We start from the raw sequence: 15,111 nt of genomic DNA on the forward strand, positions 1-15,111 counted from the left end.
CCTCACCTTCATCGAAAAGCTAAACAAATTGCGCAATTTGTTGTGAAGAAACTTACATAAGTTAATACGTAGAAAAGCCCAAACCATTAACAAATGTTTTGATAATTGTGGGATGGTGAGAGACGGCTGAAAGATTACAATCTGCGAAAGCGGCGATACTTGCGTTGCGGGGTGAATATATGTGTGGGAGAGAAGGGGAGAATCTCAGCGCTACAATTCAATGATTTCATAATTATGTACTTCAAGATTTTCAGAATCTATACAAAACACTTGTACATCCAGTGCATCTATAAGCTTTTCCATGTGATCTCTTTCTATATAACTGTTATCATAACATGTTCATTCCAAGTACCGTTTATTAACAGGATGTTTTGTATTTGCCCAATTTAAAAATCCTGCCATTATCCAGCGGGATGCTTGATAAATGGCAGGACAATAACCTTACTTCATTTTCACTAGCTTTAAATATTCCGAACTTCAACAACCTTCCCTAAGTCCACATACTGGTCATGATCCACCTTCACTTTTACTCTGCCCTTTCTACGCTTCTCACGCCATTCACGAAGATCTTCCTCCGTTTCTAAGCGAAGCTCCGCGATTTCCAGCGCTCGGTCTAGGACATATTTGCTTGTGTAAAGGACTGTACTTATTCCCTGTCCCCCTAAAGCAATGTGAGGCTTTAAAGGTATCCATTCCTCGACAGTGAATCTAACATAATCTTTCTCTTCCTTATGAGGCTCAGGGACAATCTCCTTTATTTCCTTTCGTTTCACCACTTCCCAATCTACCACTTTACCCACCCAATGAATCCCTGTCTTTGCAGGATCGAAGAATTTCCTTCTGGATTGACACATAGCTACATATTCGATCTGGGTTATTATCTTCTGGCTTGCAAGGTTCTCCACAGGTACATGGTAAAAAGAATGCTGCCTGGCCACCTCCACTTGTTTGGGGCCACGAACAGAGCCGACAAGAACATTTTTACCCGCGAGTTGGTTGGCATAGTATTCTTTCGTACCGCGTGGACGAGTAGATCGTTCATAAGCCTTTTCCGGACTATCTTGAATAATCTCTTCCAAGAATTGCTCCACCAGGCTTTTAGAATTCGGTAGGAACGGCAAAGCGCCAATATTCAATAGCTCGATGCTTTTGTAGAATTGGTGGGTCTTATACCGCTCCTCATCCGGATAGGGAAATAACACATAGGCGCCGAACATGCTTCGTTCGTATTCCCTCGAGCCTTTCTCCTGATACACTATGGCATCCCGATAACGGTGCATGGTGTTGATGTCATCCTCTTCAGGACCAGGCTGCCTATAAGTGCGGTGATAGGAAGTCCCTTCATAAGCCGGATTTAATCGGTATTTCGCATCAAAAACATACTTATACTCTTTGGTTTTTCCAGCATCCTTCTTCTTCAGTGTCAGCACATTATCCGGACGCTGATTGAGCGTCGGTGCCTTATCCGAGCTAGGAATCGCATTATAATACAGGATGAACTGCTCTCCGTTAACTGGATTCTCGTACACCATCTTAGCGCTCTGCGAGCGGTCAAGTGTAACAAAAATACCATTCCGATTCACCTTAATAATATCCTGCTTCACCAGCTTATACTTCTGACCCAGAAGCTGATTCAACTTGAGGAAGCACCAGTATTCATAGAGCTGCGCGACATCCTTCATAGACAGGCGCAGCAGATTACCTTGGATCGACAAGCCTTTGAGCAGCATTAGATAACAGCGATAGACCTCGCGGTATCCAGGGGCCATCTGCAGCACCAGTGTAACGGACATCTGCCTCAGTACTCCAACCTCACGCAAAAAATCCATCTTGAGCACCCGCTCTAGTTGAGTGAGCATGTTGTCTAACCTTTTTATAAGTAATGGATCTGGGGTTCGGTTTTTAATCTTCCAGCGACCCTTGAGCTCTTTCAGCTTTCCATGAATGCGTTCCAGCATCCAGCGGATGAACCGGTTCTCATTAGTATCATAGGCGAGGCGTCTTCGTGTCTCCATTAAATGTGTGGCTGTGTAATTTCGGCTGCCGATGGTCAAGAATCCATGGTTCATGTCTTCTCTTAATCGTTCGGGATGCTTCGCGAGCTCGCGGATGTTCTCTCTTCCTGCCTTTTTGACCCGATTGGCATCCACTAGTCGGCGGTCCTGAAGCAGAGCGTAATTGGGATTCTTGTTAATCCGCTCAACGGCATCCAAGAGCTGTCTAAACACATGCTGAAGTATGGTGAAAAACTCCGTCAGGCTCTGATGCTGCGTCTCCCGCAAGCCTGTTAGTTGGTAGGTTTTGCGCAAAAAATCAAAAGCCAAGTTATAAATCTGCTCATTCACTTCATTTAAAATATTCTGGTAATCCAGCTTGTAATCCATTTTAGAGGGGAAGATCTCCATCTCTACCCGCAGCAAAGCCTGTCCCGAACTGCGGATCTCCCATTCCGTCAAACCGACCTCATTCCCAAAGTTCAGCACACCCGCAAGAATAGACTCACCTAGGGGCTTAATTGCCTGCCGAAGCAGCACATTGTCATGATAAAAAGAGAGGTTAGCAGCGGTCTTCCTCTGGATCACCAGCTCATACGACTGTGTCTCATAAAAACAAGGAAAAACAGACTCCCCCGGCTGCCAGTCCACCATCCCGTGAGCTTCAGGAGAAAACACTTTAATCTGAACATTACCAAGCCGTTCGGAGCAAACAAGCCCAAGCTGCGCATTCACCCACTCCTGACTAGAAGAACGATGAAGCTGCAAGGTCTCCACAGTAGGATGATAAGGCCGTCCTTGCAGAAAAAGCGTAAAAAGCTCCGTTTCTACACGGAGCAATTCTACCGCCTGATTAAGAGAGCCAGTATGAGGTGAATCCATCTTCCTCCAGCCTCCTAAGCATAAAAGCCAATTTACGCGCACTTTGTGGATGTTTGGCTGTAGGGGGAGTTTGTCCAGCAGCCCATCTCAGGTAGAGTGGAGAAGCATCATTGTCCATAAGATCTTCAATATTTACCGTCACACCAGATCCGGTACCAAGAGCCCCTTTCATCAAGTTCAACAATACCCGGCGAACCGAAGAATGGCTCCCTTGAATACGCGGCAGTATCTTTTGCAGCAGTTGCCAGTCAAAAGCTTCTTCCTCACTCATCAGCTTGTACCGTTCGTTATAGATCATATAGAAGCAAATCGCATCCCGCACCCGAAAACCTACATGAGCGTGGATATCCTCAAGCAAAGCATTGATCTTAACCAATCTCTCTGTCGTCCGTACAACAAGCTCTTTGTTGGTATCATAGGCATCCACTAGCTGCAAATAATCGGAGCGCAGAAAAAGATGATTCAGTTCGGCAACGTCAGAGCTATCACTGGTCTCTACCTGCACATTGAAATCTGGATACTGCTGCAGATTAATATAATTGAATTCTAGTGTATTGGCTCGATCCAGTACCTTTTTGCTAAAAGGATGCGTCGTTTCGTCCATGTTCACAGTCCCGATTAAGAACACATTCTCCGGGATACCCAGGCTACCAAACTTCACTTGATCCTCAGGCGCTTCCAGCATAGTAGAAGATATGAGATCCTGTGTGTGGATCCTCCCCTCCTGCCAGTCCTGTGTTTCCAGCACACTTAACAGGTCACTGAAATAATGCTCTACCCGCGCCAGATTCATCTCATCCATGCAGATAAAATAAGGCTTATGCTGATTCTCCGGTTTCCGCGCCTCTACTAATACTTCCGTGAGCGGACCCGTTTTGAACCTGCCCGAAAGATCCTTGTACCCCAACAGATCCGCAGGATCACTCCAATCCGGCCGCACTGGGATCAAGGTAAACTGGCCGTTATTCCCCGTTGCACCAAGAGCTTCTGCAAACAGCTTTACCAACCGAGTCTTCCCCGTGCCCGATATCCCCGCCAGAATGACAAAAGGCTTAGTCTTCAGAGAGAGGTAAAAGTTCTCAATGAGATGCTCGGGGAAGAAGAAGCCTTTGCGGCGGATATGGGATTGGATTTGGTGGAGGAATGTTGTAATACTAGAATCTGATGGCGGTAGAATAGGAATCACCTCATGCGGGCTCTCCGTATTGGAGGCCTCATCTTGATCTAGAATGCTAAAATCAGGCCAAGTGACCTCTGCAGTTAGCGATTGAAGCACTTGAAGTCCTTGACTTGAAAAGCGAAACAAATATCCTTGATTAACTCCGCCTCCAGAATGAAGCGGACCTTGGGTTAAGTTCACTTGCATAATTTGCTGATTAAACTGTTGTAGCATAATGGGTGGGGTGAGCTCCACATACTCTGTTCGAACCAAACGACCTTCCTCTTGCCAGTTCGTATTGGCCATAGAGCCTGGTTTGGGTGCTTCCACCGCCGCATCTGTTACCTGGCTTACATAACGAATAGCTTTATTTGAATAATGGAGGATGATATCTCCTTGTTTAACTTCCTTCATCGTCTCCCAATGATATAGCTTTCGGCCTTGCGAATTCAGTAAGGGCGCCCATAGAATCCCCTCTTCCTTCTCCGCTTGAATAGTCGTTCCTTGATTCACCCACCAAACATTAGGCTTCGACTTAAACGTTATAAACTCTAAACGGTATTCGAAAGGAACTCCTGTGGCAAAGAAATCTATGTATTCAGCTTGATCTTCAGGAACAACAACCTGAGGTCTCTTCGCATCATCTGCTTGTTGGTTCGTTCTCTCTTGCATAATGTAGGAATAGGAATGCGAGAAGGTTTCAATTAACAAATTCTTCAACGTTTGATTTCCATTATAGCGGAGTTGGAGAGCTTCCCGACCAGCAGATACTTGATCAATTTTAAATAATGTGGCTTCATAGTTCCGATCTTCATGGATCAGCTTAACTTTTCGCCCTTCACCTAAACTAGGCTGTTGACCTTGGTTAGCTTCCAAAAAATCCGGATGAAACTCAACAGGAATATGAGTACCGTCACGAAAAATGGAAAAGTCCACCTTTTTTCGACCGATTAAGTTAGGGATCTCTGTATCCTTCCACCAGCTTCGTAGTTGTTTAATCATTTATGTTAACTCCCTTAGTACAATGATAGGTAACTCACAGGTATTTCTAGATCTTCCCCTTTATTCTCTGTACATGAAGCTTGCGAATCTCCGCATCGGTTATATTAGCCTGAACCAAATGATCGTATATGGTTTGGGCCTGCGCCGCAGAAATTGGAGGTTCAGGGGTTCCCGTTTTTAAACTAATCAGCTTCCTAGAGATAAACTCCCTTAGTTCCACATCATAGACAACCAGTTCGTCCGAGTGGATTTTCCGAAGCTCCGGGTCAATACTAAACCGACATCTCATCGTGAATGAAACCATAGAGATAAATTTCACTGCAGTTACACCTTTTATCAGACTTTCGATAGCCTTTATATGTCCATAGTTTTGCTTTAGCGGATTATACATCTTGTAACGGTTGCTAACTGTCCATTGTGGGTCAGTTCGTCCACCTTTAATTTCTCCATTATAGTTTTTCGTCTCAATGACAAATAAGCAATACTGGGAAATAACAACATGATCAATCTGGGTGTAACCTGTTCGAGACTTAGGATTCGGGAGCATTAGATCGCTTAACGATTTACACTCCTTAGGTAGCTGGTCGAGTTGAATATTGATTTTATGCTCACCTAACTCTCCAATTCGTGTGGAAGCAACCTTCGGTTTCGACTTGGGAGTTTGTGCCTTACGCACTGCCTGTGGTGGCTTAGTGTCGGATTTTTTAAAGATAGACAATAGCGCTTTAAACATAGCAAAACCTCATCTGATCTAGATTTACAATATGTATGGTTATTCGACAATATGGGAAGATATCCCTTTATTCAAATCATGAATGGAGCTCTGCCCTCTTTTTGGATGAACAGCATCTAAAAAAACAAAAGTTCCAAATATATATAAAGAAAAAAAGACTGTCGCATGGACAGTCCGAAAATAAAGTATGCGTATATCCCCTTTGGTTCCGATACCTATGTGCTTTTCCGCTACCCACAGGGCATGTCTTAGTCCGAGAGAACTGAAGGGGCAGTAAGGGCATTTGCAAGCTGCATGCCAATCCTTTAGTCCTTGAAGATATAGACGTTCATAAAGAACGGCTTGCTTCGATTGAAGCTTATCCTCCCAGTGCTCTAACTCTGGCATACGTGCAATGTCCATGGAGTCAAACAACGCTTGAAAAGCTTTGCGCTCTTCTTCAAAAACATATCTAGGCTCGGATTGATGTTCAATCTGTGCGGTCACCTCATCCAATCGACCTTGAATCGTCTGTAAAAACCATGCAGGAAAGCTCAACATATCCCCTCCAAGATAAAAACTCAAACGAAATGATGCTGCATGTCCGTTTTTTTCTTGGTACATCCGATTAATGAGTTCGTCAACCTTACGACTCTGAGCCTGAACTGCTTCATTGCTGCTTAACGGAATTCCCTGCTCCAGTGATTTCTGTCCGATTTCATTCAGCTTACGCTTTTCCTCCTCATATTTGCGCATCAGATGTTGCATTGCATCCCCACCTTCCTGGAAAAGCTATGTCTGTAGACGATGTATAGAAATTTTAATGCGTTTATCGGTTTATTTTATTTTAATTCGATATTCGCATTAAAACAACCGTTACCTCGCATACAATTTGGTTAAATTGTGAGGTGACACCGAAATGAAGCATCGTAAAGAGCCACCAGGTGACAAAAATATCATAGGAACCCGAGTAGTAACCATTCGAAAAGCTAAGCGAATGAAGCAAAAAGAATTCCTCGCCAAGTTACAAACCTTCGGCTTAGATATCAGCCCAACCAGTTTATCGCGATTGGAAGGTCAATATAGACTCGTGCAGGATTATGAGGTGGTTGCAATAGCGAAAGCGTTGGATGTTTCTGTTGGGGAGTTGCTGGGGGAGGGTTAGTGAAGTGATGGTGGGGGATATCTCTGTTTCTGGAAGAGATCGTTATTTTCATTTAAATAGGTACTACATTGATCTGCGAATTTTTTATGTAGAGGGGATTTGGTTTTCGTACCATTCCTTCTTTCCTGACCTACCTGTACTGCTAGGATAGATGGACTGGAAGACTTCTGCCCCATTTAACAGATTACAAAATAATCTAAAGGGGAGTTCTTCAGAAACTTCCTTCTGCTTTGTGTTCCATTCTTGCTTATAATCTGGCTTTAGACGGAGTATTAGTCTTTGAATAACTCTGTACAAATTGTCAAATAAACTATACAAATCAAAGCAGTGCAAGAAACTATCTATTTATAAATGCGAATTATTGCTAGCCCTAGAATATACTAATTCTGAGAGAGTTTTTTATTTGTTTCTCGAAAACAAAAATACACCACTTTAATCAAGAGTTGCATCTTCCATTGTCAGAGAAAAATAATGTTTTAGGCTGAAAAATAAAGTACTACACTGTCGAGGGCATTAAACGAGCAGAATAACGTAAACCATGAGATTTGAATAAAATGATTTTATATCAATATATACAGACAACACCAAAAATACCGTTCCTAATATATGAGTTGTTAGGATTAAAAATCTTCAAATTCAATATTCTGTGCCACCAAATGATCTCTAACTGCTTCATCTTGAATTGCACAATCATGTAACTCTATATTGTAATCATTTATAGTATCTATATGATTACTCAAATCCTCAAACAAATCTTTAATAATATCATGTGTGGGAATCAGTGATTTAAAATATAAGTTAGCAACTATCAAAATATTGTTAAAAAACTCCTGGTAATCTATTTTCATTCTCGGAAAATCATTGGTAATATTTTCGAAAAAGTAGCCAATGATATTTATACACCTAACTAAAGGATGGGGGTGGGAGTATTTCTTTTTATAAAATTCCAACCTTCCAGCTAATAAAGGGGAATCAAATTGATCCATTATTCCGAAATAATGTAAACATTTGGTGATTAGTATACTTGAGCAGCCAACATACATTAAACATTTTAACTTTTCATCAGATTTCACTTCAAAATTAGAGTATATCCTAAATACATACTTTAACACATTAAAACTTGCCATTCGATCAGCATCATATTCCCAGACATGTCTTCTTAAGTTAAAATCTATATCTTCCAAATTCTCATGCATAAAAAGACTATTATTCAAAGATTTGAAATAATTAAACTGAATAATATGTTGAAATTCATGTCTAAAAGTAAAGTGTATTGAACAATCTATAAAGAACTTACTAAAGTCAAAGTACTTATCAGCATATAAATCGTTGTATGCTTCTCGCATAATTTTTGTCATTAGGAAGACCAGCAAGAACAATGCTCCTAAAGTATTCTTTGTCCATCTTCTTACTAATAAGAATTGGATAACCGTTAGTTATTCCCATAATGTTATAACCTTTGCGTTTTGTAGCAAAAGCATTGCATTTAATTTCATTATTAATGTAGAAACAGTGATCCCTGATGTTAAAAATATTTGCATAGCTTTCATATAAATTTATAAATGAACTTTCAAAATACGAATAAGTCTGTAATGTAGCCTCGTCAATATCCAAATCTCGATAATCAAAAACGTCATTTATTATATTGTGTTTTACTAATATTTGTTTTTTTAAAGAATACATAATTCCCTCGCTTTCATACTTCGACACAAAGGTTACCCTTTATTTCGTTATAACAATAATATTTTCCCAATTGCAGTTAGGGAAAAAAAGTTCTAAATCATCTCTTGTACAACCAACATATTGATCATTTTTCATTTAAATGAAAATTCGGTAAATTTACTTTTGATTTGACCATACCAAAAGTAGGTAGCTTATTCAACTAACGGAGAACGTAGGTTTAATAAATCAATGCCTGTCTAGGGATTTATTTTCCAGTTCAAAACTCCCACCGAATTTTATATTGGAGCCAGTCTTAATACTTTATTTTCTTTGAACAGTTACACTTAAATCGATATGCACAAACACAAAAAAAGAAGACCCACAGGAGTTTCCTGGTGTCCTACTGTCATTTAGGTTGAAATTCGGTGGATTATACATCAAATTTACATCAAGTCTGTTCTACGCCGACTGTACCACCAACATTTTTAATCTGGAAAACCCCAGTAAATAAAAGGATTTCATTTCACTGTACCATCCCTCAAAGCTACCGATTCTACGTGTGTCGTGTATACAGTGTAAACAAAATCTATACGATGTGCACCTACAATAAAATCCTGACTACCGAATTTTTGAGGCTCTCAGGATTTTTATTTTTATTTCTCTCGTTAGCGCCATCACCTTATTTCTTTTACTCATACAACAAAGCAATTGTAATTTCCTAAAAAACCATAAAGGGCCCGAGACATAGAAGCTGCTCGGGCCCTCGTATTATTCTTCTTCAAACTCCGTCGTGCTAAATTTTAGTTGCCCACCGTTCTCTCGGATGATCCGTTGGAATACCTCATCAAAACCACTCGAAGACGTTGCTTCGATCTCGATAGAGATGGTAACCGACCCATCGTGTTTAAGTGCAAAATGATTCAGCACTTCATCGTATATCTTCGCGAAGTCCATCTTCGCAGTAGTTGATTGCAAGTTTACCTTACCATAGAATCTACGCTTAACAATTTGTACTGGAGGTGTTACAACAGGTGGTACAAGATTAATGGAACCGATAGGATGATACGTACCTCCCCCTAGACTAAGAGGTGGATTACCGTTCGTAGGAGTTACCACAGGAGTCACTCCTTGCAATTCTGCTTCTCTTAGTGCTTTCAATTGTTTTTGTACGGCATCATAGGCTTGAGCAATAGTTGGATGAATTAGTAGTGTTGATCCATCTAAAATGACACTTCCGCTTTGCTCCAGTACAAATCCTTGATACTTCTCGCCTTCTCGACCATAAGCCACTCCGAAGAAGTCGCGGCTACGTATACCCGTATCAACAGCTTGCCGATAAACAGCCTGATTGTGTAATCGTGGTAGATATAAGTATTGGCAAGTCTTTTTCCAGACATCAAGTGCAGATACGTCCTTCAAATCATCTTTCCAAAACCATGTATCCAACATGGAGTGAAGATGAACAGGAGACCACATTGTAATGAGCATCTCATTTTCTTTAAGCCTTTTTGCAATTTCTAACATGGCATCACCGGCATTGGGCTGAATAGAAATTGCCTCCCACGCCACTTCTAAAACTCCTTGACCTTGCCGCGCTTCTTGATAAGGTACCAAGAGCCATTTGTATGCTTCTCGCAAGATCCGCATAACAACCTCTTGGGAACGCGCAAGCTGCTCTTCCGCCTGCTTCTGTTGAACGCGATCTAGATTGAGCCTGGCATCTTTAATGTCTACGACAATGGATTGCCACGATAAATACGTGCGGACACTCTCACGCAACCGTTGCATGGCCTCATAATCGGCCGCCAAGAAAATTAAACGATTCTGATAGATACGCGGCTGACTACCACGCTTAGTTAAGATCTCGTTAGCAAACACTTCAGCTTGATTGTGTTCAGAACGGCTGAAGGCACCGTTCGTTGGCAGAACAACAAGACGCAGTTCTTCATCATCGGGAACGTCTCCAGATGGAGTGAAAATGTGTACACCTGTGAACTCTCGTCTTGATTCCAATAGCTTGCTAAGACGAGTACGAATCTCTGGATCTGTTTCTTTAAAGCGCGACTTACGATCTTCCATCTCGCGACGCAAATTAGGCCTAGTATCATAATAAAATCGGTTGTTGACGTTATTCAAATAGTGCAAAACGTCGCTCATTCGGCGTAATACATCTTTATAAACGCTGATAGTTTGTCCTGGCTGAACGCATCCTAGGAGAATTCGAGTTTGATCCACTCCACGCTGTGATTGTTGGGTTACACTAGGCGCACTACCTAGGAAAATTGTTCGTGCTACCCGTCGCGCCGCTTGATAAGCACCAAATCGAGAATCGCGATCAATTGTAATTGTTTCAGCGCGATGTCCATCAACATCACGTTCAAGTACTGGATCCCATCCTTGAGGTAAGTAATACACCATCTCATTCCGAACATCCTGATCGTTCAGGGGGAGGTCACTGCACTGAATCATTGGTGAGGCATTGCCTTCAGTCCATAGCTGATGAATGACCTTCGCCATAAGTTTTAACACTCCACGTGTTCGCTGAAACTTATCAAGGGACGACCAATCCTCATATAGTCGGTCAAATACTTCAGGATGAATAGGGTATGATTGCTTTAGTCGATCCAGATAACGACTCTCCTGCGTCTCGGTAGGGAATTCCGTACTATTTTGCACATAAAGCTCAGCATACGCACGACAAACCTCTTCAACCATGTGCACATCAGTTATGTTTGTGAATAACCTGCGTCTAACGATCTCGAATGCTTCCTCGGTCGCTACAGGCTTCCAAAGCGCCTGCACACGTCCGAAATACTTCTCCAGTGCATCCAGAGCTTGCTGTCCACGTATGCCGCCGAGTTCAGCATATGATTCAGGAAGGGATGCAAGCATCATAGCTTGAGGCACAGCCTTTAGTGCTTCCGTCAGAGCTTGAATAAAGGACAAATTGGAATCGAATGTGCCCCCAGCATATGATTTACCCTCTTCAAACTGACGTAGATACGCTACTAACTCGTCGATAAGAATAACACAAGGGGAGTATCTGTCTAATAATTCTGCCAAAACAGCCTTACCAGGCGAAGTGCCGCTTATGTCCGCTTCTCTAACTATGTTATATGCTTCAACTTGTCCAAGTTGCCATGCGAGTTCACCCCACATGGTATGAACTAACGTCCCGTTTCTGTTACGTATCTGATTCGGTGACAGTTCATTTCCGTCAAGAACGACCACTCTAGCTTTTGGTACATCAATAATCCCAGCAGCGTCAACGATGGACGCTAACCCTTGCAGTTCACTTACAGGAGCTTTACCGGATGCCAAGTGGTAAACAGCAAGCATAGTATGCGTTTTACCGCCACCAAATGCTGTTTGTAGTTGGATTACAGGATCTCCCCCACGTCCACTTAGCCGCTTAATAACAGAATCCAGTAACAAGCGCATACCTTCTGTAATGAAAGTGCGCGAATAAAATAGCTTTGGATCGCCATACTCCATTGAAGCCGTCCCCTGATGTACACGGCTTAAATCGGCAGCGAACTCCGATTGTTGAAATGTTCCTTGTAACACATCTTGATGCGGTATAGCTATCTCACGCCAAGGTTTTATACTCATAACTGTCTATCTCCTTATTAACTGTGCTTCAGTTAAAATAATTCAATTTGTGATCCGTGGTGTCCAATTTCATGAGCAACTGCGTCAATTGCATCCCAGCTCGCTATTAGCTCGTTGTAAGCTCTGGCATCCTCCGACCACCCTTTACGTTCACACAAGGTGTAAAGACGATAAGCAAGGTTACGAACGACTTCTGCGCGCGCTGGCATTCCTGCAAGTAACTTTCCTGCCGCCTGCTCACCTAGTTGTTGTAGAGCACTAATCATTTGATGTAATGCTTCCCACACTGGAGTGCTGTTATCTTGCTCTGGCTGCCAATGGTTAGGATATTCCTGCCACTTTAACAAACGCACTTTACCTTGTCCAGATTCTAAGACTCCAGCTGACTTCAACCCCTCTACAGTAGTTCCCTTAGCTGTAGCCAAGACTTCCGCTTGACCAAAACTCCCTTGACTCCAACCATACTGTTCAAACCAGTTCAAACAATACAACGTATCTGCATCCAGCTCACCATCTGATGCATTTAAATAAGAATCTACTACCCGATTGATAAGTTGTAATGCCGTTCGAACTGTCATTTGTGAACCATCAGCCTCTAATACAGCAGCATACTTTGAATACACCGACATTCCTGGACCAATTGAAGCTTGTTGCAAGTCTACAGCTGCCACTGGTGAAGATTCTCTTTTGCCACCAACCATTGTCTCCAGTGCTTCTGGCACGGCTTCATTAAGTTCTCTAATAAAAACACGACGAGATATAGTCTTAGCTTCTGAAGAACGTTGCCGACATACAAGAACTATGCTCGAAGCTAGAGCATTTGCACCAGAACCAACCATGCGATTTGCTAATTCAGTTCTCATTGGCCATGTACCTGTTATTGCAAATCCAGCCTTTAGAACAGCCTCTAAGAAGGTTACCCACCCAGTCGAAGATGTTCCATCATCAGCAGTTTTAGATTGTTTAAATGCATAGTAAATAGTTACAGGGAACGCAGGCTGAACTTGTTGAGATAAATTACGTAAAGCACTTGTCATACCGTCCATAAAAAACTCATCAGCACTCTCTTTGCTGCCATGACGATATGGAGTCGCAACTAATTCTTCAGCCTTCGGAACTACCATTGTTCCGAATAGTGATGGAAATATATCTTTTAATGATCGACGAAGCCAAATGTAAAAGTAGTCCGATAAGTCAGCATATCCAATGTTATCATAGTAAGGCGGATCAGTTGACACTACTTTCCCTAAACTAACGTTTTGATTAGAAGCATTCCTTTGAAGCACGCTTCCAGAGGTTTTATTTATCGGAAGCCCCTCCAATACTCGCTCGGCCCAATCAATTCCACTGAGGAAGTTTCCTGTCGAACTTGAAAAAGGATTTGCTTCGGCATAGTCCCAAGTCATTGGAATGGCTTGGCGGCCGAATGTATTTCGCAAGCTGTTTCTTGAAGAATCCCAGGAGCAGATCGTGGAGCCCCTGTCTGCCATTTTGTTGATTGCGAATGCTAAGTAAACTGTAATTGCATCAGCGTACGCTTGTGCACCAGTTCCGCCATTATCGTACAAAGTGAAATCACGATCTCTATTTGCAGCAAGAGTGTCTTCCAAAACCTTTTCTCGGGCTTCTAAAACTACATCTGCAAAAGTATTTAGTGTGACCAATTGTCTGGGAGTAAAAAGATCCGTATAAGTAAGTAGACCATACAATTGGGTTCTGATATCGCGAGGATTATGATTTATTTTAATATCTGGCTTCCAATAAGAATCAGCAACATGACTTAAATCTACATCTTCCCCACTCGGAGAGACGAAAAACAATCCATTTTTACTTTCTACAACAATAGCCATTAGTCTTGCACCCATCCGACCAGCTTTACCTTCATCACGGATGTAATTCACATTAATTGGGGCATCAGAAACGAGACACTTAAAATGGCCACCTCTACCTACTTTTGTTCCTGCCTTTACGATCTCTAAATTCTTTGGCTTACCATACTTTACAATAAAGTCATATGAATCGCCTTTAATAGCTGGCTCAATATAAGCTTCGCTACCGACTTTTGTAGACAATAAATATGATGATATCAATGGTACTTCAACATGGCTATAAGCAGGATTCGGACTTTTTACAGTTCTTGCCCAAATCCATGCAATAACAGTGCCTTTCCCCCCCCCACGTTCATCGGGCAATTCTACTTCAGGATACAACTGACCAATGCGCTTATAAGCTTCATCTTTAACCCATTGACCATAGTATCGGACATCATTCGCTAAACCACGAGCACCTTTCCAATCATCAACTGTCTGAACCAGATTAGCTTTAACCATTGGGTTAACAGGTACCAAGCCATTAAATTTAGAAGGAATCTCGATCATTGCTTTATTAATCATTACCGCTACGGGATTGAGGTCTGAGGCGTAGGACTCAAGTCCAAGACGCTGAGCCTCAAGCGGAATTGCCCCCCCTCCAGCGAAAGGATCATGGAATGCAGGTAGCTTTTCTGGATCGAAACCAGAAATACCTTTATTCAGTTCGCAAGTCTCGCGCCAACTCTTCCAGATTTCTTCCCGTGCTTCATTTAATACTTCTTCATTGTTTATGTTTTCCCACTTAACGAGACGTTGAATAATACCGAACAGACGCTCTCGCTCTTTTTGCGCAGCTTCCTTGTTTACTCCTCGTCCCAGGTGCCGCTCATAACCAGGATCATTAACCAGTTGAGCAAATAGGACTGCACGAGCTGCCGCTAACGGCCGTCTTGCCCACCATAAATGTAGTGTAGATGGATGTCCGTGGCGAATGGATTTCTCTCGTGCAGCTGCTACATTTATATCATCAAGTGGCAGTGCCACTTCAATCAGTTTTTTCGGTGTTTTAATGTTAGCCACGTTTATTATTCACTCACTTCAGTTGTATTGGT

The 15,111-nt window shown here is 42.2% G+C and carries 8 protein-coding genes; 1 reads left to right on the forward strand and 7 read right to left on the reverse strand.

Annotated elements, in window-relative coordinates; all coding sequences use genetic code 11:
- Nucleotides 1-461 precede the first annotated feature (461 nt).
- From NSQ29_RS23910 to NSQ29_RS23925, 4 genes are read right to left on the reverse strand one after another with little or no spacing between them, the layout of a single operon-like run.
- Nucleotides 462-2,876, reverse strand: a complete 2,415-nt coding sequence (locus NSQ29_RS23910; RefSeq protein ID WP_341126260.1) for a restriction endonuclease-like protein — start codon at nt 2,874-2,876, stop codon at nt 462-464.
- On the reverse strand, nt 2,848-5,037 hold the full coding sequence (locus NSQ29_RS23915) for an McrB family protein (protein WP_341126261.1): 2,190 nt from the start codon (nt 5,035-5,037) through the stop codon (nt 2,848-2,850). The genes NSQ29_RS23910 and NSQ29_RS23915 overlap by 29 nt, the downstream gene beginning before the upstream one ends.
- Before the next feature lie 46 nt (nt 5,038-5,083).
- The gene (locus NSQ29_RS23920) at nt 5,084-5,770 is read right to left on the reverse strand and encodes a nuclease-related domain-containing protein (protein WP_341126262.1); all 687 of its coding nucleotides are present in this window, start codon (nt 5,768-5,770) and stop codon (nt 5,084-5,086) included.
- A 39-nt stretch (nt 5,771-5,809) separates the two neighbouring features.
- Nucleotides 5,810-6,517, reverse strand: a complete 708-nt coding sequence (locus NSQ29_RS23925; RefSeq protein ID WP_341126263.1) for a hypothetical protein — start codon at nt 6,515-6,517, stop codon at nt 5,810-5,812.
- 151 nt (nt 6,518-6,668) lie between these two features.
- On the opposite strand from NSQ29_RS23925, the gene NSQ29_RS23930 reads away from it, so the two are divergent.
- Nucleotides 6,669-6,914 (forward strand): helix-turn-helix domain-containing protein, encoded by a 246-nt coding sequence (locus NSQ29_RS23930; protein ID WP_341126264.1) that lies wholly within the window; start codon nt 6,669-6,671, stop codon nt 6,912-6,914.
- Between the two features lie 620 nt (nt 6,915-7,534).
- On the opposite strand, the gene NSQ29_RS23935 is transcribed toward NSQ29_RS23930, so the two are convergent.
- From NSQ29_RS23935 to NSQ29_RS23945, 3 genes are all read right to left on the reverse strand, one after another.
- Complete coding sequence (locus tag NSQ29_RS23935; RefSeq protein ID WP_341126265.1) at nt 7,535-8,272, reverse strand: hypothetical protein; 738 nt, start codon at nt 8,270-8,272, stop codon at nt 7,535-7,537.
- A gap of 1,072 nt (nt 8,273-9,344) precedes the next feature.
- Nucleotides 9,345-12,188 carry an ATP-binding protein gene (locus NSQ29_RS23940; protein WP_341126266.1) on the reverse strand — a complete coding sequence of 948 codons (2,844 nt, stop codon included), beginning with the start codon at nt 12,186-12,188 and terminating at the stop codon, nt 9,345-9,347.
- Nucleotides 12,189-12,220: 32 nt separating this feature from the next.
- Entirely contained in the window at nt 12,221-15,079 is a 2,859-nt protein-coding gene (locus NSQ29_RS23945; protein ID WP_341126267.1) for a DUF1156 domain-containing protein, read from the reverse strand.
- Nucleotides 15,080-15,111: the final 32 nt, after the last annotated feature.

The sequence above is a fragment of the Paenibacillus sp. FSL F4-0236 genome, assembly GCF_038000135.1.
In the GTDB taxonomy this organism is placed as follows: Bacteria; Bacillota; Bacilli; order Paenibacillales; family Paenibacillaceae; genus Paenibacillus_AQ.

Excerpts from the sequence above, each read along its gene's own strand:
- NSQ29_RS23910 (WP_341126260.1), bottom strand. The coding sequence starts at position 2,876 with ATGGATTCACCTCATACTGGCTCTCTTAATCAGGCGGTAGAATTGCTC.
- NSQ29_RS23915 (WP_341126261.1), bottom strand. The coding sequence starts at position 5,037 with ATGATTAAACAACTACGAAGCTGGTGGAAGGATACAGAGATCCCTAAC.
- NSQ29_RS23920 (WP_341126262.1), bottom strand. The coding sequence starts at position 5,770 with ATGTTTAAAGCGCTATTGTCTATCTTTAAAAAATCCGACACTAAGCCA.
- NSQ29_RS23925 (WP_341126263.1), bottom strand. The coding sequence starts at position 6,517 with ATGCAACATCTGATGCGCAAATATGAGGAGGAAAAGCGTAAGCTGAAT.
- NSQ29_RS23930 (WP_341126264.1), top strand. The coding sequence starts at position 6,669 with ATGAAGCATCGTAAAGAGCCACCAGGTGACAAAAATATCATAGGAACC.
- NSQ29_RS23935 (WP_341126265.1), bottom strand. The coding sequence starts at position 8,272 with ATGACAAAAATTATGCGAGAAGCATACAACGATTTATATGCTGATAAG.
- NSQ29_RS23940 (WP_341126266.1), bottom strand. The coding sequence starts at position 12,188 with ATGAGTATAAAACCTTGGCGTGAGATAGCTATACCGCATCAAGATGTG.